Origin of the sequence: Pseudomonas sp. KK4, assembly GCF_001984065.1 — a bacterium.
Lineage (GTDB): Bacteria > Pseudomonadota > Gammaproteobacteria > Pseudomonadales > Pseudomonadaceae > Aquipseudomonas.
In genome coordinates, this window is sequence record NZ_LYVP01000023.1 from 1 (window position 1) to 25019 (window position 25019).

The 25019-nt window shown below is 62.1% G+C and carries 24 protein-coding genes; 13 read left to right on the forward strand and 11 right to left on the reverse strand.

Going from position 1 to position 25019, the window contains the following annotated elements; all coding sequences use genetic code 11:
• The first annotated feature begins 204 nt into the window (after positions 1 to 204).
• From B0W55_RS10770 to B0W55_RS10795, 5 genes are all read left to right on the forward strand, one after another.
• Positions 205 to 684: an NYN domain-containing protein gene (locus tag B0W55_RS10770; protein WP_077045982.1), complete on the forward strand. Its 480-nt coding sequence runs from the start codon at positions 205 to 207 to the stop codon at positions 682 to 684.
• A 22-nt stretch (positions 685 to 706) separates the two neighbouring features.
• Positions 707 to 1318: a PolC-type DNA polymerase III gene (locus tag B0W55_RS10775; RefSeq protein WP_077045983.1), complete on the forward strand. Its 612-nt coding sequence runs from the start codon at positions 707 to 709 to the stop codon at positions 1316 to 1318.
• A 538-nt stretch (positions 1319 to 1856) separates the two neighbouring features.
• Positions 1857 to 2261, forward strand: coding sequence for a Bro-N domain-containing protein (locus tag B0W55_RS10785; RefSeq protein ID WP_256576262.1), 405 nt, complete (start codon positions 1857 to 1859; stop codon positions 2259 to 2261).
• A 223-nt stretch (positions 2262 to 2484) separates the two neighbouring features.
• On the forward strand, positions 2485 to 3411 hold the full coding sequence (gene yedA, locus B0W55_RS10790) for a drug/metabolite exporter YedA (RefSeq protein ID WP_077045985.1): 927 nt from the start codon (positions 2485 to 2487) through the stop codon (positions 3409 to 3411).
• Between the two features lie 66 nt (positions 3412 to 3477).
• Positions 3478 to 4815 carry a DEAD/DEAH box helicase gene (locus B0W55_RS10795; RefSeq protein WP_077045986.1) on the forward strand — a complete coding sequence of 446 codons (1338 nt, stop codon included), beginning with the start codon at positions 3478 to 3480 and terminating at the stop codon, positions 4813 to 4815.
• 116 nt (positions 4816 to 4931) lie between these two features.
• Here B0W55_RS10795 and B0W55_RS10800 read toward each other — a convergent pair whose 3' ends face one another.
• Positions 4932 to 6173 (reverse strand): TIGR03862 family flavoprotein, encoded by a 1242-nt coding sequence (locus B0W55_RS10800; RefSeq protein WP_175645493.1) that lies wholly within the window; start codon positions 6171 to 6173, stop codon positions 4932 to 4934.
• 282 nt (positions 6174 to 6455) lie between these two features.
• The gene (locus B0W55_RS10805; RefSeq protein WP_077045988.1) at positions 6456 to 7376 is read right to left on the reverse strand and encodes a histone deacetylase; all 921 of its coding nucleotides are present in this window, start codon (positions 7374 to 7376) and stop codon (positions 6456 to 6458) included.
• A 77-nt stretch (positions 7377 to 7453) separates the two neighbouring features.
• Between B0W55_RS10805 and B0W55_RS10810 the strand changes: the two genes are divergently transcribed.
• The 3 genes from B0W55_RS10810 to B0W55_RS10820 all read left to right on the forward strand — a co-directional run bounded on the left by B0W55_RS10810 (position 7454) and on the right by B0W55_RS10820 (position 9589).
• On the forward strand, positions 7454 to 8023 hold the full coding sequence (locus tag B0W55_RS10810; protein WP_077045989.1) for a GNAT family N-acetyltransferase: 570 nt from the start codon (positions 7454 to 7456) through the stop codon (positions 8021 to 8023).
• Positions 8024 to 8129: 106 nt separating this feature from the next.
• Complete coding sequence (gene tesB / locus B0W55_RS10815; RefSeq protein ID WP_077045990.1) at positions 8130 to 8999, forward strand: acyl-CoA thioesterase II; 870 nt, start codon at positions 8130 to 8132, stop codon at positions 8997 to 8999.
• The gene (locus tag B0W55_RS10820; protein ID WP_077045991.1) at positions 8996 to 9589 is read left to right on the forward strand and encodes an HAD family hydrolase; all 594 of its coding nucleotides are present in this window, start codon (positions 8996 to 8998) and stop codon (positions 9587 to 9589) included. The genes tesB and B0W55_RS10820 overlap by 4 nt, the downstream gene beginning before the upstream one ends.
• A gap of 110 nt (positions 9590 to 9699) precedes the next feature.
• Here the strand turns inward: B0W55_RS10820 and B0W55_RS10825 are convergent, their stop codons facing one another.
• The 5 genes from B0W55_RS10825 to B0W55_RS10845 form a co-directional block, all read right to left on the reverse strand.
• Positions 9700 to 10659 carry an alpha/beta fold hydrolase gene (locus B0W55_RS10825; RefSeq protein WP_077045992.1) on the reverse strand — a complete coding sequence of 320 codons (960 nt, stop codon included), beginning with the start codon at positions 10657 to 10659 and terminating at the stop codon, positions 9700 to 9702.
• Positions 10660 to 11553, reverse strand: a complete 894-nt coding sequence (locus B0W55_RS10830) for a neutral zinc metallopeptidase (RefSeq protein ID WP_077045993.1) — start codon at positions 11551 to 11553, stop codon at positions 10660 to 10662.
• A 147-nt stretch (positions 11554 to 11700) separates the two neighbouring features.
• Positions 11701 to 12525, reverse strand: a complete 825-nt coding sequence (locus B0W55_RS10835; protein WP_077045994.1) for a neutral zinc metallopeptidase — start codon at positions 12523 to 12525, stop codon at positions 11701 to 11703.
• Positions 12526 to 12621: 96 nt separating this feature from the next.
• Entirely contained in the window at positions 12622 to 13455 is an 834-nt protein-coding gene (locus B0W55_RS10840) for an aldo/keto reductase (protein WP_077045995.1), read from the reverse strand.
• Complete coding sequence (locus tag B0W55_RS10845) at positions 13439 to 15187, reverse strand: FAD-dependent oxidoreductase (RefSeq protein WP_077045996.1); 1749 nt, start codon at positions 15185 to 15187, stop codon at positions 13439 to 13441. Before B0W55_RS10845 ends, B0W55_RS10840 begins: the two co-directional genes overlap by 17 nt.
• 173 nt (positions 15188 to 15360) lie before the next feature.
• Between B0W55_RS10845 and B0W55_RS10850 the strand changes: the two genes are divergently transcribed.
• From B0W55_RS10850 to B0W55_RS10860, 3 genes are all read left to right on the forward strand, one after another.
• The gene (locus tag B0W55_RS10850; protein WP_077045997.1) at positions 15361 to 16137 is read left to right on the forward strand and encodes an IclR family transcriptional regulator; all 777 of its coding nucleotides are present in this window, start codon (positions 15361 to 15363) and stop codon (positions 16135 to 16137) included.
• A 231-nt stretch (positions 16138 to 16368) separates the two neighbouring features.
• The gene (locus tag B0W55_RS10855) at positions 16369 to 17184 is read left to right on the forward strand and encodes a sugar phosphate isomerase/epimerase (protein ID WP_077045998.1); all 816 of its coding nucleotides are present in this window, start codon (positions 16369 to 16371) and stop codon (positions 17182 to 17184) included.
• A 36-nt stretch (positions 17185 to 17220) separates the two neighbouring features.
• Positions 17221 to 18099, forward strand: a complete 879-nt coding sequence (locus B0W55_RS10860) for a DMT family transporter (RefSeq protein ID WP_077045999.1) — start codon at positions 17221 to 17223, stop codon at positions 18097 to 18099.
• Positions 18100 to 18230: 131 nt separating this feature from the next.
• Here B0W55_RS10860 and B0W55_RS10865 read toward each other — a convergent pair whose 3' ends face one another.
• Positions 18231 to 19568 (reverse strand): MFS transporter, encoded by a 1338-nt coding sequence (locus tag B0W55_RS10865; protein WP_077046000.1) that lies wholly within the window; start codon positions 19566 to 19568, stop codon positions 18231 to 18233.
• A 315-nt stretch (positions 19569 to 19883) separates the two neighbouring features.
• On the opposite strand from B0W55_RS10865, the gene quiC reads away from it, so the two are divergent.
• Positions 19884 to 21785: a 3-dehydroshikimate dehydratase QuiC gene (quiC, locus tag B0W55_RS10870; RefSeq protein ID WP_077046001.1), complete on the forward strand. Its 1902-nt coding sequence runs from the start codon at positions 19884 to 19886 to the stop codon at positions 21783 to 21785.
• Between the two features lie 102 nt (positions 21786 to 21887).
• A complete protein-coding gene (locus B0W55_RS10875) occupies positions 21888 to 22565 on the forward strand; it encodes a TetR/AcrR family transcriptional regulator (RefSeq protein WP_077046002.1) in 678 nt (225 codons plus the stop codon).
• 59 nt (positions 22566 to 22624) lie between these two features.
• Here the strand turns inward: B0W55_RS10875 and B0W55_RS10880 are convergent, their stop codons facing one another.
• The 3 genes from B0W55_RS10880 to B0W55_RS10890 all read right to left on the reverse strand — a co-directional run bounded on the left by B0W55_RS10880 (position 22625) and on the right by B0W55_RS10890 (position 24976).
• Entirely contained in the window at positions 22625 to 23479 is an 855-nt protein-coding gene (locus tag B0W55_RS10880) for a shikimate dehydrogenase (protein ID WP_077046003.1), read from the reverse strand.
• Complete coding sequence (gene aroQ / locus B0W55_RS10885; protein WP_077046004.1) at positions 23476 to 23925, reverse strand: type II 3-dehydroquinate dehydratase; 450 nt, start codon at positions 23923 to 23925, stop codon at positions 23476 to 23478. Before aroQ ends, B0W55_RS10880 begins: the two co-directional genes overlap by 4 nt.
• Positions 23926 to 24064: 139 nt before the next feature.
• Positions 24065 to 24976 (reverse strand): LysR family transcriptional regulator, encoded by a 912-nt coding sequence (locus tag B0W55_RS10890; RefSeq protein ID WP_077046005.1) that lies wholly within the window; start codon positions 24974 to 24976, stop codon positions 24065 to 24067.
• Between the last annotated feature and the right edge of the window lie 43 nt (positions 24977 to 25019).

Below are 25019 nucleotides of genomic sequence, written 5' to 3' on the forward strand. Positions count from 1 at the left end.
GAGCGGGGGCCGCTTCGCGACCCAGCGCGAGCAAGCTCGCTCGCCACAAGTTTCATCTTCAGGATGTGATTCACAGCCTGCCATTCGTCCGACCCACCCAACCTCTTCAAGCCGATTATTCGCGGAACATTCCTCCAGGCTGGCATACTGGGCGACTTTCGGGCCGGGTGCCTGAGCCTGCCTGCGCGCCAAGGGGATGTTGCGGTGAAGAAAATCGCTGTGTTCGCCGATGTCCAGAACCTCTATTACACCGTGCGCCAGGCTTATGGCTGCCACTTCAACTACGCCGCCCTGTGGGCTGAAATCAGCAAGCAGGGGCAGATCGTCGAGGCGTACGCCTACGCCATCGATCGCGGCGACAGCAAGCAGCAGCAATTTCAGCAGATCCTGCGCAACCTGGGCTTCACCGTGAAGCTCAAGCCCTACATCCAGCGCAGCGACGGCTCGGCCAAGGGCGACTGGGACGTGGGTATCACCCTGGACATCATGGACGCCGCCGACCACGTCGACGAAGTGGTGCTGGCCTCCGGCGACGGGGATTTCGACATGCTGCTCGAGCGCATCATCGCCAAGCACGGCGTGCAAGCGGTGGCCTATGGCGTGCCGGGCCTGACCGCCAATTCGCTGATCCGCGCCGCCAGCCGTTACGTGCCGATCGAAGGCGCATTGCTGCTCAAGAATTGATTTTTACGGAGTTGAAACAGGTTTGGAACGCATCGCAGTCATCGACTTTGAAACCACCGGGATCTCCCCGAGCAGCAGCTGCCGGGCCACGGAAATTGCCGTGGTCATCCTTGAACAGGGGCGCATCGTCGAGCGTTACCAGAGCCTGATGAACGCCGGCGTGCGGGTGCCGGCCTTCATCGAACAACTCACCGGCATCAGCAACGCCATGTTGCGCACCGCGCCCTCGGCCGAGCAGGTGATGAACGAGGTCAACGAATTCGTGGGCATCACGCCGCTGCTGGCGCACAACGCCGCGTTTGACCAGAAGTTCTGGGACTTTGAGCTGGGGCGCATCAAACGCACCCGTCTGCAGAACTTCGCCTGCTCGCTGTTACTCGCTCGCCGCCTGATGCCCGCGGCGCCGAACCACAAGCTCGGCACCCTCACCACCTTCGCCAACCTGCCCCACACCGGCAAGGCTCACCGGGCCATGGCCGACGCCGAAATGGCCGCCAACCTGACCGCGCACCTGGCCGACGAACTGCGCCAGAAGCACGGTTTGCGCGAGTTGTCCCATGACCTGCTGTGCACGTTGCAGAAAGTGCCGGCGGCGAAAGTGGGCGAACACCTCAAGCGCTACCGCGAGTTTTGAGTCAGAGATAAACCCTGTGGGAGCGGGCTTGCTCGCGAAGGCGGTCTGTCATTCAACATTGATGTTGCCTGACACTCCGTCTTCGCGAGCAAGCCCGCTCCCACAGGGTTGGTGTGCGGTTTTATTTCTGTGTTTAACGACAGTTCGGAATCGACGATCCATCCTACCGAAACTTCAGGATTGTCTGTCTTGCTCGCCCTGAGCCTGCTCTCTAACCTGTCGGTGTCGCTGCCTATGCAGCGATCGGGACTGCAAGCCCGCCGACAGTTTGATAGGCAACTACAGCCGCACCTATAATCGCGTCGCTTTGGCGACCATCGATTTATGGTGGCTGTGTGGGGGAGACCTTCGGGTCTGCCGGGGTTGCCTATTGACTCGGTCTTGCAGACCTTCACACAGCTGCCACCCATCATCTGCAAGTGATGAAGGCAGTTCCAACTTTCAATAGGAATGTCGTCATGATCAAAGTTACCCCCACCCCCCCAGAACACTTCACCCCCAAACCTTCATCCGTCATCACATCCAACTGCGTGCACTTGTGCTGCACGCCGAAGCCTGGTTCTGCGCCCGCGACATCGGCCGGCTGATGGGGGTGGATATCAACGGCAGGCACGCGCTCAAGCTCGACGCGGATCAGCGGCGGGTGATGGTTTTATCCGGACGTGAGGACTCGCAAGAAACCCTGATGCTCAGTGAATCCGGCGTGTACGCGATGCTGGTCTATCACTACTGCCCGGAAAACCGCCATCTGCGGCGCTGGTTGACCCATCACGTCATCCCGATGTTGCGCGAGGGGGCTGGAGCGGTTTCCCATCAAGTCCCGAGGGTGCGTTCGATGGAGTGGACGGGCGGGACGCTGAAACTGCTGCACTGGCGCAAGGAACCGTGGATACGCCTGCGGGATATGCCGGGGTTGCTGTCTGCCGGCTACAGCGGCGCCTGATACAACCCCTGTGGGAGCGAGCCTGCTCGCGATAGTGGTTGATCATTCAACAGTGATGTCGACTGACACTTCCTCATCGCGAGCAGGCTCGCTCCCACAGGTGGTGGCCATGTCGTTCAAATTCTGAAAAGTGTACCGGCGCTATAAACACGTTTTGTAACTTAATTTCCGCCCTTCGCCTTCCTAAAATAGCCGCTCTTGTCCTGCCCTCGAGCTGCCCCTCATGCCCGGGCTACGTCGCTTTCCCCTGCCGCTGATCGCTGCCTTTTTTGCCTTGTACGTGATCTGGGGCTCGACTTATCTGGTGATCCGCATCGGCGTGGAGTACTGGCCGCCCTTGCTGCTCGCCGGTATCCGCTTCGTCATCGCCGGCACCTTGATGTACGCCTTCCTGCGCTGGCGCGGGGCGCCGGCACCGACCTGGGCGCAGTGGAAGGCCGCGGGCATCATCGGCATTTTGCTGCTGGCGGGCGGTAACGGTGGGGTCAGCGTGGCCGAACACATGGGGGTGGCGTCCGGTGTCGCCGCGCTGGCGGTGGCGACGGTGCCGCTGTTCACCTTGCTGTTCGGTTACTTCTGGGGCGCGCGCAACACTCGCCTGGAATGGGCCGGCATCGCCCTCGGGCTGATCGGCATTGCCATGCTCAACCTCGGTTCCAACCTGCAATCAAGCCCCTTGGGCGCGCTGCTGCTGATTCTGGCGGCGGCCAGTTGGGCGTTCGGTTCGGTGTGGAGCAAACATCTGCCGCTGCCCCAGGGCGCAATGGCCAGTGCCGTGCAAATGCTGGTCGGAGGGGCGGTGATGCTGATCGGCAGTGTTGCCAGCGGCGAACACCTTGAGCAAATACCGCCGGTCGAAGGCTGGATCGCCCTGGCTTATCTGACGATCTTCGGCTCGATCATCGCTTTCAACGCCTACATGTACCTGTTGAAAAACGTACGACCGGCGGCCGCTACCAGTTACGCCTACGTCAACCCGGCGGTGGCGGTGTTGCTGGGGATCGTGTTTGTCGGCGAGACCATCGGTATCGAAGAGGCCTTGGCCATGCTGGTGATCATCAGCGCCGTGGTGCTGATCGGTTTGCCGCAGTGGCGGCGGGCGCCCGTTCGACCGGTTGCCGCGGCGCCCACAGAATCCCGTGTGAATTAGGGTAAACTGCGCGCCATTGCACACTCGTTTCGCACAACCGCGCTGAATTTTTCCTACGGTAATCCCATGACTTTCGCCACCCTTGGCCTGATCGAACCCTTGCTGCGCTCCCTCGAGACGCTCGGCTACCAGACTCCGACGCCGGTTCAGGCGCAAGCCATTCCGGCGGTGCTGGCCGGTCGCGACCTGATGGCCGCGGCCCAGACCGGCACCGGCAAGACCGCCGGTTTCGCCTTGCCACTGCTGCAACTGCTGGCCATGGAAGGGCCGAAAGTCACTGCCAACTCGGTGCGTGCGCTGATCCTGGTGCCGACCCGCGAACTGGCCGAGCAGGTTCACGAAGCCGTGCGCCAGTACGCCGAGAACCTGCCGCTGCGCACTTATGCGGTGTACGGCGGCGTGAGCATCAACCCGCAAATGATGAAGCTGCGCAGCGGCGTGGATTTGTTGGTGGCGACCCCGGGCCGTTTGCTCGACCTGTTCCGCCAGAACGCACTGAAGTTCAACCAGCTGCAAACCCTGGTGCTGGACGAAGCCGACCGGATGCTCGACCTGGGCTTTTCCGAAGAGCTGGCGAACATTTACCGCGCCCTGCCGAAGAAACGTCAGACGCTGCTGTTCTCCGCGACCTTCTCCGATGACATCCGCCTGCTGGCCGGGCAGATGCTCAACGACCCCCTGAGCATCGAAGTCAGCCCGCGCAATGTGGCGGCCAACACCGTCAAGCAGTGGGTGGTGACGGTGGACAAGAAGCGCAAGCCGGAACTGTTCGTGCACCTGATGCGCAAGGGCAAATGGAAGCAGGTGCTGGTGTTCGCCAAGACCCGTAACGGCGTGGACGCGTTGGTGGAAAAGCTTCAGGGCCTGGGCATCAACGCCGACGGCATTCACGGCGACAAACCCCAGGCAACCCGTCAGCGCGCGCTGGACCGTTTCAAGGCCAGCGACGTGCAGATCCTGGTGGCCACCGACGTCGCGGCCCGAGGCCTGGACATCGAAGACTTGCCGCTGGTGGTCAATTTCGATTTGCCGATCGTGGCCGAGGATTACATCCACCGCATCGGCCGCACCGGGCGCGCGGGCTCCACCGGCGAAGCGATTTCGCTGGTGTGTGCTGATGAAGTGAATCTGTTGTCGGCGATCGAGATGCTGACCCGCCAGACGCTCAAGCGCCAGAACGAACCGGACTTCGAGCCCGAGCACCGGGTGCCGGACACCGATGCCAGCGGCCAGGTGATCAAGAAGCCGAAAAAACCGAAGAAGCCCAAGACGTCCGGTGGCGGCGGCAAGCGCAACCTCGGCAAGTGGGTGGACAGCGGCGAAGTGGCGCCGGCGGAGCCTTCGGTCAAGCCTGTGCGTAAGGTGCCGGTGTTCAATACTGGGCCGCGTAAGCGTAAACCTTGATGTACTGCGGCGGCTGTTAGGCCGCCTTCGCGAGCAAGCCCGCTCCCACATTGGATTTGTATACGACGCAGATCAAATGTGGGAGCGGGCTTGCTCGCGAAGGGCGCGCCACGGTCTCAAGCCTTGCGCTGTAACCATTCAATGATCCCCAACCCCGCCGCTCGCCCGCTGGCAAAACACGCCGTCAGCAGATACCCCCCGGTCGGCGCTTCCCAATCCAGCATTTCCCCCGCACAGAACACCCCCGGCAACGACTTGAGCATCAATCGCTCATCCATCGCTTCGAACAACACACCGCCCGCGCTGCTGATCGCTTCGTCCAATGGCCGGGTTTTTACCAAGGTCAGCGGCAAGGCTTTGATCGCCTGAGCCAGCCGCGTCATGTCTGTGAAGGTTTCCGCATCTGTGAGCTCGCGCAGTAAAGCCGCCTTCACCCCATCAATCCCCAACTGACTGTGCAAATGCTTGGCCATCGAGCGTGAGCCTCGAGGCTTGCTCAGCGCGGCCTGGATTTTATCCACAGGCCGGCCCGGCAGCAGATCGATATGGATGGTCGCCGAGCCTTGTTGATTGATGGCCTCGCGGATTGGTGCCGACAGGGCGTAAATCAAACTGCCTTCGATGCCGGTGGCGGTGATCACGCATTCGCCCAGCCGTGGAAGGTCATCGTTCAAGCCGATGGCGATGTTTTTCAACGGCGCGCCGGCGAATTTGCTGACCATCAAGTCGCTCCAGGCCTGCACCTCGAACCCGCAATTGCTCGGTTGCAGCGGCGCCAGTCCTACGCTGCGCTGCTCCAGGGGCAGCATCCACGCGCCGTCGGAACCCAGGCGCGCCCAACTGCCGCCGCCGAGGGCGAGCAGGGTGGCGTCGGCCTGGACGGTTTTTTCGCCGTCGGGGCTGTGGATAAGTAAATCACCCTGGGCATCCCAGCCGAGCCAGCGGTGGCGGGTGTGGATAACCACGCCGCTGTCTCGCAGGCGCTTGAGCCAGGCGCGCAGCAGGGGCGCGGCTTTCATGTCGGTGGGAAACACCCGGCCGGAGCTGCCGATGAAGGTGTCGATGCCCAGGGTGTGAATCCACTGGCACAGCGCGTCGGCGCCGAACGCGCGCAGCAGCGGCGCGATCTGCGGGGCGCGTTCGGCGTAGCGCGAGAGGAAGGCCGGGTAGGCTTCGGAGTGGGTGATGTTCATGCCGCCGACGCCGGCGAGCAGGAATTTACGCCCCACCGAGGGCATGCCGTCGTACAGGTCGACCTTGATCCCGGCCTGGCTCAACACTTCGGCCGCCATCAGGCCGGCGGGGCCGCCGCCGATGATGGCGACGCGGGAAGGGGAAGAGGTCGAGGGCTGGGTCATGGTAGGCGCTGCGGTCTGGCGGGATAAGGCGCGCATTCTACCAGCACGAATCCCTGTGGGAGCGGGCTTGCTCGCGAAAGCGGTGGTTCAGCCGGCATCCGTGTTGAATGTGAAACCCCATTCGCGAGCAAGCCCGCTCCCACAGGGGGCTACGGTGGAGTTGAAAGGGTGATTAAAAAACAACCAGCGCTCTGTAACCCACACCCGACATGGCCTGCAGTCCCTTTCACTCAGGTTATCCACAGGCGGTTCCACAGCCATTGTGGGTAAAGCATCCACACCTCAGTGACAACCTGATGACGTCCACACCCGCTGGGCGCTGTGATGGAGGATGCCGTGACGCCGGGCCAGGGCCTTGCGGTCCTTGCTGTAGCCGCCGCCGATCACCCCGACCACCGGAATGTCACGGCCCAGGCAATGGCGCATCACGCTTTCATCCCGGGCGGCGACGCCTTCGTCCGTCAGCTTCAGATACCCCAGCGCGTCATCCTTATGCACATCCACCCCGGCGTCGTACAACACCAGGTCCGGCTGATAAAGCGGCAGCAGGTAGTTGAGCGCATCGTCCACCACCTTCAGGTAATCGGCGTCGCCCATGCCGTTGGGCAACGGGATGTCCCAGTCACTTTCGGCTTTGCGTGCAGGAAAATTCTTTTCGCAGTGCAGGGAAACGGTAATCGCCTCCGGGGTGTTGTGCAGGATGCGTGCGGTGCCGTCGCCCTGGTGCACGTCGCAGTCGAAGATCAGCACGCGGTTGACCCGGCCGCTTTCCAGCAGGAAATGGCTGATCACCGCCAGGTCATTGAAGATGCAGAACCCCGCCGGGTAATCGTAATGGGCGTGATGGGTGCCACCGGCCAGATGACAGGCCAGGCCATGTGCCAAGGCTTGCTCGGCGGCCAGCAAGGAGCCCCCGACCGCCCGCACCGTGCGCCGGGCCAGGGCTTCGCTCCAGGGCAGGCCCAGGCGCCGCTGATCTTCGCGGGACAATTCACCGCTCATGTAGCGCTCGATATACGAAGGGTCATGGGCGAGGGCGAGAATATCCGCAGGGCACAGCTCGGGGCGCAGCAAATCGGCGTCGCGGGTCAGGCCGCTCTCGACCAGGTGATCACGCAACAAGCGAAACTTGTCCATCGGGAAGCGGTGATCCGCCGGAAACTCGGGGCTGTAGTCTTCGTGGTAAATCAGCGGTAACGGCATGGTCATTTCATACAGGAATGAGTGAAGGATCCTACCAGCGTTGTAGACTTGCGGCATGGAAATGGGGGAGGGGCACGATGGAGCCGATACTGGAACTGGAGAGCGCACGGCTGGTGATGCGCCAGTGGCGGGACGAGGATCTGCCGGCGTTCGCCGCCCTGTGCGCCGACCCGCAGGTGATGCGCTATTTTCCGGCGCCTTTGACTCGTCTGGAAAGCGCTTCGGTGATCGGGCGAATCAGAGGCCATTTTGCCGAGCACGGCTTCGGCCTATGGGCGCTGGAGCGCAAGGACACCGGCCAGTTCATCGGTTTCACCGGGCTGGGCGTAGTGGGCTTCAATGCGCCGTTCACCCCGGCCATCGAAATCGGCTGGCGCCTGGCGCGCCAGCACTGGGGCCTGGGCTATGCCAGTGAAGCGGCATGGACCGCTCTGCGCTGCGGGTTTGATCGGTTGGCCGTGAATGAGATCGTCTCGTTCACCGCCGACAACAACCTGCCCTCGCAGAAAGTCATGCAGGCAATCGGCATGCACCATGACCCGGCCGATGACTTCGAGCATCCCAAGCTGGCGGTCGATCATCCGCTGCGTCATCACGTGCTCTATCGCATCAGCCGCGAACAATGGCTGCAAACCTTGCATGGATAACCTGTCACGGACGTTTACAATGGCCCTCAAGTTGGCCCGGGCCAGCACCTGAATCGACCGACGCAGCCAAGACTGCGCGGCCATGCGTTGTGTGAGGAGAGTCTGAATGAGCCAAGTGTTGGAAGATCTGGTGGACCTGCTGAGCCTGGAACCGATCGAAGAAAACCTGTTCCGTGGCCGCAGCCAGGACCTGGGTTTTCGTCAATTGTTCGGCGGCCAGGTGCTGGGCCAGTCGCTGTCGGCGGCCAGCCAGACCGTCGAAGAGACGCGCCACGTGCACTCCATGCACGGCTATTTTTTGCGCCCGGGCGACGCCAAGTTGCCGGTGGTGTATTCCGTTGACCGGGTGCGCGACGGCGGCAGTTTCAGTACCCGCCGGGTGACCGCGATTCAGAAGGGCCAGCCGATTTTCACCTGCAGCGCCTCGTTCCAGTACGACGAAGAAGGCTTCGAGCATCAGACCGAGATGCCGCAAGTGGTCGGCCCGGAAAACCTGCCCTCGGAGCTGGAGCTGACCCAGCAACGCGCGCACCTGATCCCGGAAAAAATGCGCGAAAAGCTGCTGTGCCCCAAGCCGATCGAATTTCGCCCGGTGACCGCGGAAGATCCCTACAACCCGCAAGCCAGTGATCCGATCAAGTACGTCTGGTTTCGCGCCGACGGTCCTTTGGCCGATTCCCCGGCGCTGCACAAATACCTGCTGGCCTATGCCTCGGACTTCGGCCTGTTGACCACGTCGATGCAGCCCCATGCCAAATCGGTTTGGCACAAGGACATGCAGGTCGCCAGCCTCGACCATGCGCTGTGGTACCACGCCGACCTGCGCGCCGATGATTGGCTGCTGTATGCGATGGACAGCCCATGGGCCGGCAACTCTCGCGGGTTCTCCCGGGGCAGCGTGTTCAACCGCGCCGGCAAACTGGTGGCGTCAGTCACTCAGGAAGGGCTGATCCGTCATCGCAAGGATTGGGCATGAGCCTGGCCGACGTTCGTCATTGGGTGTTCGACATGGACGGCACCCTGACGGTGGCCGTGCATGACTTCGCGGCGATTCGCGTGGCGCTGGCGATCCCGCCGGAAGACGACATCCTGACCCACTTGGCGGCGCTGCCGGCCGATGAGGCGGCGGCCAAACATGCCTGGCTGCTGGAGCACGAGCGTGATCTGGCGCTGGGCTCGAAGCCGGCGCCAGGCGCTGTTGAGCTGGTGCGTGAGCTGGCGGGGCGCGGCTATCGGCTGGGCATTCTCACCCGCAATGCCCGGGAGTTGGCGCATGTCACGCTGGAGGCGATCGGCCTGGCCGAGTGCTTTGCGGTGGAGGATGTGCTGGGCCGTGATGAAGCGCCGCCCAAGCCGCACCCCGGTGGTTTGCTGAAGCTGGCCGAGGCCTGGAAGGTGCCGACCCGCGAGATGGTGATGGTGGGAGATTACCGCTTCGATCTGGATTGCGGGCGAGCGGCGGGGGCTCGGACGGTGTTGGTGAATCTGCCGGATAACCCGTGGCCGGAATTGACCGATTGGCATGCGGCGGATTGTGGGGTGTTGCGGCAAATGCTTTCGGCTTGAGGGCATTGTCGTCTGATCAAGCGCTTTCGCGAGCAAGCCCGCTCCCACCTGTTGATCTCAACTGTGGGAGCGGGCTTGCTCGCGAAGAGGCCCTCCCAGGCACTTGAAACCTACTGACCAAACAAAACCTCCTGCCCCTGCGGCGACGTAAACATCCCATCCCCGTCATGCCCGACCCCGGGTACCTCCACCCACTGCTGCTTCAGCCCTTGAGGCGCGAACCGCTTCAGATAATCAAAATAAAACCGTCCCCGCGCCAATCGATACGGCCCCTGCGCCTTGGCCTCGCAGCTTTTATCCAGCGCCGGATGATTGGGATCAATGTCCTGCTGGCCCAACAGATAAACCACGTCGCGCTTGAGGTATTTTTCCTGCAACTGCGCGGCGGTTTGTCCTTCGGCATACGCGGGTAAATCCGTCAGCCCATACTTCCAGCGATTGAAGTTCGGACAGGCTGCATGATTGAACGCCACCGGCCGGCGCTCATCGAAATACGCGTAGGAAGACGGGTTGGCGATCACGTAGCGCACCTGCACGCCGGCCGCTTCCAGGGCCGGCTGGTCGTGGCCGAGCAAGGCGTAGCGCTGCACCACCTGGGCGCCGCCGGAGTGACCGGCGATGACGATTTGCTTCACATCCGGAAACTGCTGGCGATCACCCAGCCTGGCGATGATTTCGTCGAGGGCTTCAAAAGAACTCAGGCGAAACGGCGCGGTGGATTCGCCGCCGGCCATCCATTCATTGCCTTGCCAGCGCAATACGGTGTCTGCCACAGGGTGTAGCGCGACGTCGGTTTCATTGAGAAATTGCGGCGCGATCACCAGGGTGTTTGCGCTCTGCCCGGCCAGTTCGGCGGCGTGTTCGCCACTGTGCAGATAGGTTTGCGCATTGCGCAGGCGACCGTGGACGATGACCAGCACCCGTTCGATTTTGCTCGGTGCGGGGCTGATGCCGACCGCCATTTCGCCGGACTTCAACAACAGCCGCCCCGGACTGAGTTCCTTGACCCCATGCTCGGCGGCCCAAGTGCTTGCACAACTGAACAGCAATACCCACAACCACTTTTTCATTTACAGATTTTTCGCCGCAAAGGTATCGCACTGGCCGACCTGGCCCTGGGCGAATCCGGTTTTGAACCAGCGCACCCGTTGCGCCGACGTACCATGGGTAAACGAGTCCGGCACCACTCGGCCCTGACCCTGTTGTTGCAGTCGATCGTCGCCAATGGCATTGGCGGCGTTCAACGCTTCTTCGATGTCGCCCGGTTCCAGCCAGTTCAAGCGCTGCTGCGCATTGTTGGCCCAGACCCCGGCCAGGCAGTCGGCCTGCAGTTCCTGGCGAACCAGCAAGCCGCCGTCGCCTTCCATTTGCCGACCCTGCTGGCGCGCGGCCTGAATCTTCGCCGAAACACCCAACAAGGTTTGTACGTGGTGGCCGACTTCGTGAGCAATCACGTAGGCCTGGGCGAAGTCGCCAGCGGCCGCAAAGCGTTGTGACATCTCCTGGAAGAAACTGGTGTCCAGGTAGACCTTCTGGTCTGTCGGGCAATAGAAGGGACCTGTCGCCGATGTCGCCAGGCCACAGGCCGAGTTGACCCGATTGCTGAACAGCACCAGGGTCGGGTCCTTATATTGACGGCCGGCCTGCTGGAAAATCTGCCGCCAGGTGTCTTCGGTATCGCCCAGGATCGAACGCACGAATTCGGCGGTTTCATCGTTGGCCGGCGGCGCCTTGCGGGTCTGGTTGCTGGCCGGAGCGGTTTGTTGGCCCATTTGCCCGGTGAGCTGACCCAGGATCTGCATGGGGTCCTGGCCGGTGAGCCAGCCGATGCCGACGATCAGAACGATTGCGGTCAGGCTCAGGCCCTTGCCGCCCCCAAAGCGCATCCCGCCGCCGCCACTGCCCATGTCATCGCCGCGAGCATCGACCACGTTGTCGCTGCGTCGGCCTTTTTTCCATAGCATGTGGGAATCCTCTTCTGTTCTGGGTAAAGCTCTGTGCGATGAGTGTTGCTGCTGTGTGGGAGCGGCGCCAGTCCGGTCGTCAGACAGCCCGTGGCGCCAAGGGTTCGCTCGGGGGCCGGTGGGCATGCAGTGAGCGCGCTGACAGGCCTAAAGGTCTGTGGCGCCGAAGGTGTCACAGGCGTCGGTGCGGCCACTATCGAAACCGGTCCGGAACCAATACACGCGCTGCGCTGACGTGCCATGGCTGAACGTCTCCGGTTGGACCGTTGCGTTGCGCAAACGCTGCAAATGATCGTCACCAAACACTGCAGCCGCATGCAAGGCCGCCTCGATATCCCCAGGCTCCAGCCAGTTCAAGCGCTGCTGCGCATGATGGGCCCAGACCCCGGCCAGGCAATCGGCCTGCAACTCCGAGCGCACCTCCAGACCGCCGTCGCCGACGACAGGCTCCTGGTCCAGCAAGGCCTGTTCGAACGGTTCGGACATCCCCAATTGCAACTGCACGTGATGGCCGACTTCGTGGGCGATGATGTACGCCCGGGCGAAGTCTGCGACCACGGCAAAGTGCTGCTCCAATTGAGCGAAGACGCCCAGATCGAGATAGACCTGCTGATTGCCTGGGCAATAGAACGGCGCACTGGCCGGGGTGGCGGGGCCGCACGCAGAGGTCGTGTCGGTGTCGAACAGCACCAGCGTGGGCGGTGGGTAGTGTTGCCCGGCCTGGGCAAACAGTTGCTTCCAGGTGTCCTCGGTTTCGCCCAGCACGGACTGCACGAAAGACAACTGCGGATCCTTGTCGGGCACCCGCGGATGTTCGGTCGGTGTGTTGTCCAGGGTCGAATAAAGCCCGGCACTGGCCAGTGCGAGGGCGGCAAGGCCCGCGCCGAGTTTTATCCCTGTGCTCGTGCGGGCCTTCTTGCCCTGTCGAGTGTCGTTCACGTTATTGCTGGGTCTAGCTTTTTTCCAAAGCATGGTTGCGGTCTCTCATGGATTGATGGGCGGGTATCGCCGGGTCCATGAATAACCGCAATCGCAAGGCGCGGTGGGATACATATGTAGGGGGCGCGATTACTCGTCGAACGCATCCCACACGGGCGCGAAATCCGGGTTGACCTGGCGCTCGCGCTTGGACAGGCCGGCGATCAGGCGCCGATCCTCATCATCGAGTCGCACGTTCAGCGAGGCCAGATTGGCCCTCTGATTGGCCTCGCTGCTGGCCTTGGGAATTGCCGCCACATTGGGTTGGTCCAGCAACCATTTGAGCGCGACCTGAGTGGGCAGCACCCCATGTTTGGCCGCGATCTGCTGGATCGCCGGAATGTCCGAGACCTTGTTGCGCGCCAGTGGCGTGTAAGCGGTCAGGGCCATGTCGTGTTGGCGGGCGTAGTTCAGCAGGCCGTTTTGCCCGAGCAGCACGTGGTACTCGACCTGGATCGCCGACAGCGGCACCCCCATTTCCTCGACGACCTTGCGCAGCAGCGGCAGCGGAAAGTTCGCCACGCCGATGTTGCGCGCCAGGCCCTGTTCCTTGAACGACACCAGGGTGTCCAGGGTGCGCGACAAGTCCCAGTCCCTGGCCGGCCAATGGATCATGAACAGGTCGAGGTAATCACTGCGCAGGGCCTTGAGGCTGCGGTCCATGGAGTGGCGCATGGCATCGGGTTGCAACTGATCCCACCAGACCTTGCTGGTGACGTGGATCTGTTCGCGGGGTGTCGGACTGTTCACCAAGGCTTGTCCGACCGCGTCCTCGTTGTTGTAGGCCGCCGCCGTGTCGATGTGCCGATAGCCCAGCGCCAGCGCCTGTTCCACGGCGCGGGTGCATTCGTCACCCAGCATCGGCCAGGTGCCGAGGCCGAGTTTCGCCATGTTCAATCCCTGTGCATTAACAATGTGCTGCATGCTCGATCTCCTGTTCGTCAGCGGTAATGCCTGCAATGTGCCGGGCGGCGATGTAGCCGAAGGTCAGCGCCGGGCCGATGTTGATGCCGCCGGCGGGGTAGTGCCCGCCCATGATGCTGGCCATGTCGCCACCCGCCGCGTACAGCCCGGCGATGACCTGGCCCGAGTCGTCCAGGACCTGGGCGTGGGGGTTGACCTTGAGCCCGGCGAAGGTGCCAAAGCAGCCGGGCTCGACCTTCACGGCGTAGAACGGACCCTCTTCGATGGGCGCCACGCACGGGTTGGGCTGCTGCAACGGGTCACCCTGTTTACGGTTGTAGGGCGTCGAACCTCGGCCAAACCGTGGGTCTTGGCCATTGACGGCATGGCGGTTGTACTCGGACACGGTCTGGCGCAGGCCTGCCGGGTCGATGCCGCAGGCCGAGGCCAATTCCTCAAGGGTGTTGCCGGTTTTCAGATAGCCGCTGCGGATAAAGGATGACAGCGGTACCGGAAACGGCCGAGAGATGCCCAAGCCATAACGCCGTTGAAAGGCGTGGCTGCAGATCAGCCAGGAGGCGACTTCCTCGCCCTCCGGCGCTGCTTGCACCATGGCGGTGACGTAGTCGTAATAACCGTTGGCTTCGTTGACGAAGCGCTGGCCGTTGCGCAGCACGCCGATGATGCCGGGCTTGCCGCGCTCGATGATGTGGGGAAAGTGGCCGGTGCTGCCGTCGCGGTGGGGCACCCGCGATACCGGTGCCCAGGCCACGGCGGATTGCAGGTCGCTGTTCACTCGGGCGCCGACGCTTTCACCCAGGCGCAGGCCATCGCCGGACACGCCGAGCGGGGGCAGGGCCAGGTGTTCATGGCCGGTGGGCGTGCGTGGGAACAGGGCCTTGCGTCGTTCGATGTCATTGGCGAAGCCGCCGGCTGCCAGTATTACAGCCTTGCGCGCCTTGATCCGGACCGCCCCTTTGGCGGTACTGACAACCGCGCCTTGCACCTGATTGCCCTCTTGCAGCAGGGCGGTGACCGGCGCCGATTCCCAGAGCAATACGCCAAGGTCTTCGGCGGACTTTGCCAGGCGCGCCACCAAGGCCACGCCGTTGACCAGTTGCATCGCCCGTCCGTGGACGGCGAGATCGAGCAGATGACGGGTAAAGCGCCGGGTGACGTGCCAGGCTGCCGACAGCGAGCGGGTCAGGTTGAGAAACGCGCTGAGGTCGGCGCCGGCCATGATCGGCATGCCCATGAAGGACGTTTCGCGCAGGGTCGTACGCAAACGCCTGAGCAGCTTGCCGACTTTTCGCCCGTCGTAGGGCGCGGCGATCACCGAGCGGCCACCGGTGCCGGCGCCTGGGGTGTCGCCGTGAATGTCGGCAATCCCGTTGCCGTCGGCAAATTGCAATGAGGTGTGCTGCTCGAAGAACGCCACCATCCGTGGCCCGGCCTGCAGGAAGGCGTCGATCATCGGCCCGTTGAAGTGTTCGCCCAGCTCGTGTTCGAGGTAGGTACGCGGCCGTTCGACCTCTTCGACAATCCCCGCGCGCCGGGCCAATGGGTTGCAGGGCACCCAGGCCCAGCCGCCGGACCAGGCGGTGGCGCCGCCAAACACAGGGTCCTTTTCCACCACGATGACTTTCAGACCGTGCCAGGCCGCAGTCACGGCCGCCGACAGCCCTGCCGCACCGGAGCCGACGATCAACACATCGCAGTCAACGTCGGGAAGTGAGTGCGCTTGCGCAGGCATTGTTCTGGCTCCGGTTTTATTATTTGGAATATGATTCCAGAAAATATAAGAACTCAAGACGCTACGAACAAGACTTGATGGGGTAAAGCGGGCGGTTATCGGACAGTCAGTTCCAGATTTCACGTTCTGGCGGTTGTCTTCTAGAATCGACCAAATTTTGCGGGGAAATGCCCATGGCCGGCAGTCAGATCGAACGTGTTTTCAGTGTGCTTGAAAGTCTCACCAGCGACCCCCGGGGCCTGCCGATGCAGACCCTGGCCGAGCAACTGGACATTCCCAAGAGCGCCACGCATCGCCTGCTGGCCGAACTGATTCGCCTGGGCTACGTGCGGCAGAATCCGGACAACCTGCGTTATCACCTGTCGACCAAACTGGTGGCGATGGGGTTCCGCTACCTGTCGAGCAGCGGGGCCGACATCGTGCAGCCGGTGCTCGATCGGCTGGCCCAGGAAACCGGTGAACTGGTGCGCCTGGGGGTGATCGAGGGCGAGCGCCAGACCTGGATCGCCAAGGCCCAGGGCGCCCGCTCCGGCCTGCGTTACGACCCGGACATGGGACGCGATGCGCCGCTGTTCTACACCGCCTCCGGGCATGCCTGGCTAGCGTGCATGAGCGATGCCCAGGCCCTGGCGCTGGTGGAGCAACAGGCGGCGCAGCGGCCGGCGGAATTGGGGCCGAATGCACCGCGCTCCAACATCGAACTGCTGGAGCGCCTGCGCCTGGCACGTGAGCAGGGTTATGCCTGTGTCGAAGAGAGCTCAGCGGTGGGCACCTCGGCGATTGCCGCGGTGGTGCGTCATCCTGCCGATGGGCGGGTGATCGGCGTGCTCAGCATCGCCGGCCCGAGTGCGCGGATGCCGGGGGCGCGGTTGCACGAGTTGGCGCCGTTGTTGCTGACGTTCACTCAAGAGTTGGGGGCGGCGAGCGTGGCATCCGACCTCTTCAACTGAGCCTGCGCATTTCCAGTGTGGGAGCGGGCTTGCTCGCGAAAGCGGTAGGTCAGTCAATGAATATGTTGGCTGATCCTCCGCCTTCGCGAGCAAGCCCGCTCCCACCTTTTGGTCATCGATCATCCCTTAAAGATGTGCGCTGTTCGCACACTTTTACCTCTGGCCTATACTGGATATTGGAACTCGGTTCTAAATTATTGATTCCAATCATTCAAACAAGAGAACAGCCCCATGCCGGAGCGCATCTTTTCCCTGGCCAGCCTGACAGTACTGGAGCTGTCACCACCCGACATGGTCGAGGTCGCGGCACGGGCCGGCTACAGCCATATCGGGTTGCGCCTGGTGCCGGCAACGCCGGAAGAACATCACTTCGCCTTGGTGGCCGACAACGACTTACGCCGAAGGACGCTGGCGCGCCTGCGGGACACCGGTATCGGTGTGCTGGATGTGGAAATACTTCGGCTGAAACCGGACACCGTCGTGGCCGAATTCGAACCAATCCTGGCGGTCGGTGCCGAATTCGGTGCCAGCGAATTGCTGGTGGCCGGCAACGATCCGGACGAGCAGCGAATGACCGAACATTTTGCCGAACTGTGTGATCTGGCGGCGTCTTATGGGCTGCATCCGCATCTGGAGTTCATGCCCTGGACCGATGCGCGCGATCTTGCACAAGCGGTGCGCGTGGTCGAAGGCGCGGGGCGCGAAAACGGTGCGGTGCTGGTGGATGCGTTTCACTTCGACCGTTCCGGTTCACGGCTGCAAGACCTCGCCAGGGTTACGCCTTCGCGGTTACGGTATGCGCAGTTGTGTGACGTCGCGGGGCCGAGGCCCACGGACATGGCCGAGATTTTGCGTCAGGCGCGCAGCGAGCGACGTTTTCCCGGGGAGGGTGATGGCGATTTGTCGGGGTTGTTGCGTTGTTTGCCGGCTAACATTCCATTGAGCCTGGAGATTCCCACGGTCCATCTGCTGGAACGGGGCGTGACTGGGCTGGAGCGGGCGCGGATGGCGTTGGACAAGACCCGGGATGTGTTGGCGCGGATATGAAGCTTTTTTGATTTCGATGTAAACAAAGGAAAACCAATGACTGTCAGCACCCCGCTTTCCGGCGTCAATCAGCCCTTCAAAGGGATTCTGCTGATCGTTTGTGCAACCTTCCTGTTTTCCAGCCATGACGCGTTATCGAAATACCTGTCTGGCTTTTATCCGATCGTCATGGTGGTGTGGGCGCGGTATGTGGTTCACACCCTGTTGATGGCCGGGATTTTTCTGCCGCAATCCGGGCTGCGGGTGTTGCGCACCAAGCGACCGATGCTGCAGTTGATCCGCGCCCTGTGCCTGCTGGGTACCAGCCTGTTTTTCACCACGGGGCTGATGTACATCCCGTTGGCCGAAGCCACCTCGGTCAACTTCCTGGCACCGGTGCTGGTCACCGCGCTGTCGGTACCGCTGCTCAAGGAGCGGGTGACGCGCGGCCAATGGCTGGCGGTGATCTTCGGCTTCAGTGGGGTGCTGATCATTGTCCATCCCGGTGGTGAACTGTTCACCCCGGCGGTGCTGCTGCCGTTCTGCTCGGCGCTGTTTTTCTGCTTCTATCAGTTGCTGACGCGCAAGCTCAGCGAGATCGACAGCCCGACCACCAGTAACTTCTTCGCCGGGCTGTGCAACACCCTGGTGATGAGTGCGCTGGTGCCGTTCTTCTGGCAGGTGCCGACCTTGGTGCACGGGGCGATGATGCTGGCGCTGGGGGCCTGCGGGATGACCGCGCACCTGTTCCTGACCCAGGCCTTCCGCCATGCCGCACCGGCCCTGCTGGCGCCGTTCAGTTATTGCCAGATCGTGTTTGCCGGGCTGCTGGGCTGGTTGCTGTTTTCCCACACGCCGACCCTGACCACGGTGATCGGGATTGCCGTGATCTGCTGCAGTGGGTTGGCGGCGGCCTGGCAGCAGAGCCGCAAATAACAAGATCACCGGAAACGATTGTGGGAGCGGGCTTGCTCGCGAAGGCGGTGTATCAGACAACATCAATGTTGAATGAAAGTCCGCTTTCGCGAGCAAGCCCGCTCCCACAGGGGGGGGTAGTGCGTTGAACGTTACTCGGTAACCGTCGGAATCTTGCGCGGTGCCATGAAGTACATCCAGATCAGCGCGATGAAGTACATCGCCGGGATCAGGGTGAACAGCACGGTGTAGTTGTTGTTGGTGGCGGTCAGGATATGGCCCACCAACTGGGTCATGAACATCCCGCCGATCGCCGCACACATGCCGCCAAAACCGAACACCGTGCTCATCATGTGCTTGGGCGTGTAGTCCATCACCAGGCTCCAGATGTTGGCGGTCCAGGCCTGGTGCGCGCCGATGGCCAGGGAAATTGCAAACACCGCCACCCACAGGCTGCTGGAGCCGGCCGCCATGATCACGCCGACGATGCAGCAGGCGAACAGGAACATCGACAGCAGTCGCGCCTTGATCGGGTTGACACCGCGGCCGATCAGGAACGAAGACAGAATCCCGCCGCCGACACTGCCGAAGTCGGCGGTCAGGTAGATGATGATCAGCGGAATGCCCATCTGGGTCACGTTGATGCCCAGGTTGTATTGCTGATTGAGGAACGGTGGCAGCCAGTACAGATAGAACCAGAACACCGGCGCGGTCATCGAGTAGGCCAGGGCGAAAGCCCAGGTGCCACGCATGCGCAGGATTCGCGAGAAGGGCACGCGGGTCTGTTCCGGCTCCACTTCGTTCTGGATGTACTCCAGTTCCGACTGTTTGACCCGTGGGTGATCTTCCGGGTTGAAGTATTTCAGGCCCCAGCAGATCAGCCAGATACCGCCCAGTGCCGACATGCACAGGAACGCCGCCTGCCAGCCCCAGGCATGGAGGATCAGCGGCAGCAACATCGGCGTGAACATCGCGCCGACGTTGGTCCCGGCATTGAAGATGCCGGTGGCCACGGCACGCTCGCCGGCGGGGAACCACAGGCGCGTGGTCTTCACGCAGGCCGGGTAGTTGGCGGCTTCGGTCAGGCCGAGAATGAAACGGCAGACCATGAAGCCGACCGCCGAAGTGGCCAGGCCATGGGCACCGGTGGCCAGGCTCCAGAGCAGCACCGCGCAGAAGAACACGCGCTTGACGCCGACCCGGTCGATCAAGCGGCCCTGCAGCACGAAACCGATGGCGTAGCCGACCTGGAACCAGAAGTTGATGTTGGCGTAATCCATCGCCGTCCAGCTCATTTCCTTGGCCAGGATGGGCTGCATGACGCCCAGGGCGGCGCGGTCGATGTAGTTCAGGGTGGTGGCGAAAAACACTAGCGCCAGCATGCCCCAACGGGTTTTGCCGACGGCCATGGCGCCGCGGATTTTGTCGCCGATACCGCCGTTGGCGGCACTCATGGCCGGAGCCATGCGAGAGCTTTGAGAAGGAGTCATGTAGGCACCCGATTGTTTTTATTTGGTGTGCTGCGTCGTTGGTGACCGAGACCGGCAGTTCACGACCGGACCCAATGTGATGTTGATGTTGCGCAGTGAACAAAAAATCGTCAATTCGCCAAGGGGCATTTTGTTCGATAATCGCACGGAAAACTAACTGGGTAGTACACTTTAATTTGCTGTGTTGGATTGTGAAGCGAATAATTCACTTCATGAAAATGCGATCCCTGTCGCCGTTGGCCAAGCCTGCGGCGACACACAGTGAAAGCGTGCAGTGCCTCTAACAAAATTGCCTCCACCACCGGGAGTCGAAACATGCAGCGTTCCATTGCCACCGTATCCTTGAGCGGTACCCTGCCGGAAAAACTCGAAGCCATTGCCGCCGCCGGTTTCGACGGCGTGGAGATCTTCGAGAACGACCTTCTGTACTACGACGGCAGTCCCCGGGAAATCAAACAGATGTGCGCCGATCTCGGGATCGCCATCACTCTGTTCCAACCGTTCCGGGATTTCGAAGGTTGCCGCCGTGACCGCTTGTCGCGCAATCTGGAGCGAGCCGAACGCAAGTTCGACCTGATGCAGGAGCTGGGCACGGACCTGGTGCTGGTGTGCAGCAACGCCTCGGCCGACTCCCTCGGTGATGAACACATTCTAGTCGACGACCTGCGCCTGCTGGCCGAACGTGCGGGTGCGCGTGGTTTGCGCATCGGTTACGAAGCGCTGGCCTGGGGCCGCCATGTGAACACCTGGCAGCAGGTCTGGAACATCGTCCGCCAGGCCGATCATCCGAGCCTGGGTGTGTTGCTCGACAGCTTTCATACCCTGTCGCTCAAGGGCGATCCGAGCGCGATCGCCGAGATTCCCGGCGACAAGATCTTTTTCGTGCAAATGGCCGATGCGCCGATCCTGGCCATGGACGTGCTGGAGTGGAGCCGGCATTTCCGCTGCTTCCCGGGCCAGGGCGAGTTCGATCTGCCGGGCTTCCTGGCGCCGATCATCAAGAGTGGCTACACCGGGCCGCTGTCGCTGGAGATCTTCAACGACGGCTTCCGCGCCGCGCCGCCACGGGCCAATGCCGCCGACGGTCTGCGTTCGTTGCTGTACCTAGAAGAGAAGACCCGCGAGCGCCTGGCCCGGGAAGCCGCGCCTGCGGCCAAGTCCGAGATCCTGTTCGAAACGCCCAAGGCCAGCGAATACAACGGCATCGAGTTTCTCGAATTCGCCGTGGACGAAAGCCTCGGCGCCAAGCTGTCCAACTGGCTGGAGCGCCTGGGTTTCGTCAAGGCCGGCCAGCATCGTTCCAAGAGCGTCAGCCTGCTGCGCCAGGGCGATATCAACCTGATCCTCAACTCCGAGCCGTATTCGTTCGCCCACAGTTTTTTCGAAGCCCACGGCCCATCGCTGTGCGCCACGGCCGTGCGGGTCAAGGACAGTGCCAGCGCCCTGGCCCGCGCCGTGGCCTACAAAGGCCAACCCTATCGCGGACTGGTCGGCCCCAACGAACTGGAGCTCGCCGCCGTGCGCGCGCCGGATGGCAGCCTGATCTACCTGGTGGATCAGGAGGCCGACGTCTATGGCACCGACTTCAACCTGCTGCCAGGCGCGGTGAGCAGCGGCGGCCTCAAGCGCATCGACCACATGGCCATGGCGCTGCCCGCCGACAGCCTCGACAGTTGGGTGCTGTTCTACAAGAGCCTGCTGGATTTCGAGGCCGATGACGAAGTGGTCTTGCCTGATCCCTACGGTCTGGTGAAAAGCCGCGCACTGCGCAGCCGCGACAGTTCGATTCGCCTGCCGCTGAACATTTCCGAGAACCGCAACACCGCGATCTCACACGCGCTGTCGAGTTATCGCGGTTCCGGTGTGCATCACATCGCGTTCGATTGCGACGACATCTTTGCCCAGGTCAGCCGGGCGAAGGAGGCGGGCGTTCCGCTGCTGGACATTCCGCTCAACTACTACGATGACCTGGCGGCGCGCTTCGATTTCGACGATGAATTCCTCAGCGAACTGGCCTATTACAACGTGCTGTATGACCGCGATGCCCAGGGCGGTGAGCTGTTCCACGTGTACACCGAACCGTTCGAAGGTCGGTTCTTCTTCGAGATCATCCAACGCAAGAACGGTTATGCCGGCTATGGCGCGGCCAACGTGGCGGTGCGACTGGCGGCCATGGCCAAGTCCCGAAGCGGCGCCGTCCGTCAGGCAAAGTTGTAGGAAAATAGTAATCAGCTCGACAAACCGTAGCCGCACGGCTTCCTTCAGTGTGCGGCGCGGCTCATAATCGCCAGCCTGTGCAGTGATGGCCGTGAGCCCGCAATGACAATGACTTCAGACTTCCCCGCAGCGCCCGACCAGCCACTTGCCGAACCACGCAAGAGTCGCAAGAACAACCCGGAAAAAACCCGCGAGAATATTCTGCAGGAGGCGATCGTCGAGTTCGTCCAGCAGGGGCTGTCCGGCGCCCGCGTCGACGCCATCGCCGAGCGCATCCACACCTCCAAGCGCATGATCTATTACTACTTCGGCAGTAAGGAGCAGCTCTACGTCGAGGTGCTGGAAAAGCTCTACGGCGATATCCGCAACACCGAGAACCGCTTGCACCTGGCCGAACTGGCGCCGGTGGAAGCGATTCGGCGCCTGGTGGAATTCACCTTCGATCACCATGACCGCAACGTCGATTTTGTGCGAATCGTGAGCATCGAGAACATTCACAACGCCGAGTACGTGAAGCACTCCGATACCATCAAGGCGATGAACAACACCATCCTTGATTCACTGGGCGAGATCCTGCGCCGCGGCGTCGAGGAGGGCGTGTTCCGCCCGGGCCTCGATCCACTGGATGTGCATTTGCTGATCAGTTCGTTCTGTTTCTATCGGGTGTCGAACCGCCACACCTTTGGTGCGCTGTTCCAGATCGACCTGCCGGACGAGAGCATCAAGCAGCGTCATCGGCAGATGATTTGCGAGTCGGTGTTGCGGTATTTGCAGGCTTGACCTGTGGCGACGGGGATTGATCCCCGATGGGCTGCGAAGCAGCCCCCTTCCATTTTCGCTTAATCATTCATGCCCTGAAAATGCGCCAGCATCCGCTGCGCATCCGGCACCACGCCGCTGAACAATTCAAACGCCTTCACCGCCTGGAACACCGCCATGTTGCCGCCATCGAGCGTGCGGCAACCCAAGGCGCGGGCATTGCGCAGCAGTTCGGTTTCCAGCGGGAAATACACGATCTCCGCCACCCACAACTCGGCGCGCAACAGCTCGACCGGCACCGGCATCCCCGGCAGCTTTTTCATGCCCATCGGCGTGGTGTTCACCAGGCCGTCGGCCTCAACCATGGTTGCAGCCAGATCATGGCCGGCCACGGCGCGGCCCTTGCCGAAATGTTGATTGAGGTTGTCGGCCAGGCTCTGGGCGCGACTGATGTCCACATCGAAAATGCTCAGTTGCTGAACGCCTTCGCTCAACAACGCGTGGGCCACCGCTGCACCAGCACCACCGGCACCCATCTGCACCACACGTTCCACGGCGACGCCCTTGAGCCCGCGACGAAAACCCTCGGCAAACCCCAGGCAATCGGTGTTGTGGCCGATGCGTTTGCCGTCCTTGAGCACCACCGTGTTGACCGCACCGATGCCCCGCGCTTCCGGCGACAGTTCGTCCAGCAGTGGGATGATCGCTTGCTTGCACGGGAAGGTGATGTTCAGCCCGGTGAAGCTCATGCGTTCGGCGGCCGTCAGCAGGTCCGGCAGGGCATTGCTGTCCAGTTGCAGTTGATCGAGGTCGATCAGGCGATAGAGGTAGCGCAAACCCTGGGCATCGCCTTCATGTTCGTGCAGCGCCGGAGTGCGTGAAGCCTGAATGCCGGCACCGATCAGTCCGGCCAAAACCGTTTGAGTGCGGCTCACGATGTTTTCCCCTGCAGGCGTTGGCTGAAGTGCTCCAGCGCCAGGCGATAGCCGTGGCTGCCGAACCCGGCCATCACGGCAGTGGCGATGGCGGAGACGAAGGAGTGATGGCGGAAAGGCTCGCGGGCGTGGACGTTGGACAGGTGCACTTCGATCACCGGCAATTCAGCGGCCACCAGCGCATCGCGGATCGCCACCGAGGTGTGGGTCCAGGCCGCGGGGTTGATCACGATCCCGGCGCAGCGGCCGCGTGCGGCGTGAATCCAGTCGATCAACTCGCCTTCGTGGTTGGTCTGGCGAAACTCGACCGTCAGGCCGAACTCTTCGGCGGCCCGGCCGCACAAGTTTGAAATATCGGCCAGGGTCTCATGGCCGTAATTGGCCGGTTCGCGGGTGCCGAGCATGTTCAGATTCGGGCCGTTGAGCACCAGAATGATGGGGGACATCGGAGTTTCTCCACTTATTATTTTTGGCATTGGCTGAGGTTTCCAGCCTGTGGAGATAAATTGTACTAGCTAGTTAGTTTGGTCAATTGGAGCGACGGTTCTCTGGCTTAATGTGTGCGGTGATCGGACACTTTTGTGATCAGCGGGGCAGATGCTCCACCAGAAAATCAATGAACGCCCGCACCCTCAACGGCATGTGGCGACTCTGTGGATACAGCAAAGTGAACGGCCGCGAACGTCCGCCATAGGGCTTGAGCACTTCCACCAGCGAGCCGTCGGCCAGTTCTTTTTCGACGATGAAGCGATAGGTCTGGAACAGCCCCGCGCCGTTTTTCGCCAGGGTCACGCCCCCCAGGACATCGTCGGAACACACGAAATTGCCTTCGGCCAGAATCTCGCGCTCCACGCCGTTTTCATTGAACAGCCAGGCGATGCGCCGGCCGCTGCTGGGCAGTTCGTATTGTATGCATTCGTGCTGCTGCAGATCGTCGAGGGTTTGTGGGGTGCCAGCGTGCTTGAGGTAGTCGGGGCTGGCGATCATCACCAGCGCGGCATCTTCCAGTGGCCGGGCGATCAGCCCGGAGTCGGGAATCGCCCGCACGCGAATCGCCATGTCATAGCCTTCGCCGACGAAATCGATGTTGCGATTGCTGATGTGCGACTCGACTTTCACCGCCGGGAACCGCGCGCGAAAGGCCGGCATCAGTGGCAGGATCCGGTGGTGGGCATAGGTGGTCGGAATACTGATGCGCAGCGTGCCGGATGGCACTTGCTGCTGACCCATGACCTCGCGCTGGGCTTCCACCAGTTGCGCCAAGGCCTGACGGCATTCTTCGTAGTAGCGCCGGCCGCTGTCGGTCAACTTGACGCTGCGGGTGGTGCGCGCGAACAACCTCACGCCCAGGCGTTCTTCCATGCGCGACACCGAGCGACTCACCGCCGCCGGCGTAACCCCTGCCACCAGCGCTGCTGCGGTGAAACTGCCGGCTTCGGCGGCCAGGCAGAACAGCTCGATGCTGCCCAGTTGAAGATCGTCAAATTGTCGCTGCATGATTGATTACACCAAGGATCAAATGAAGTGTCGGATCACTATT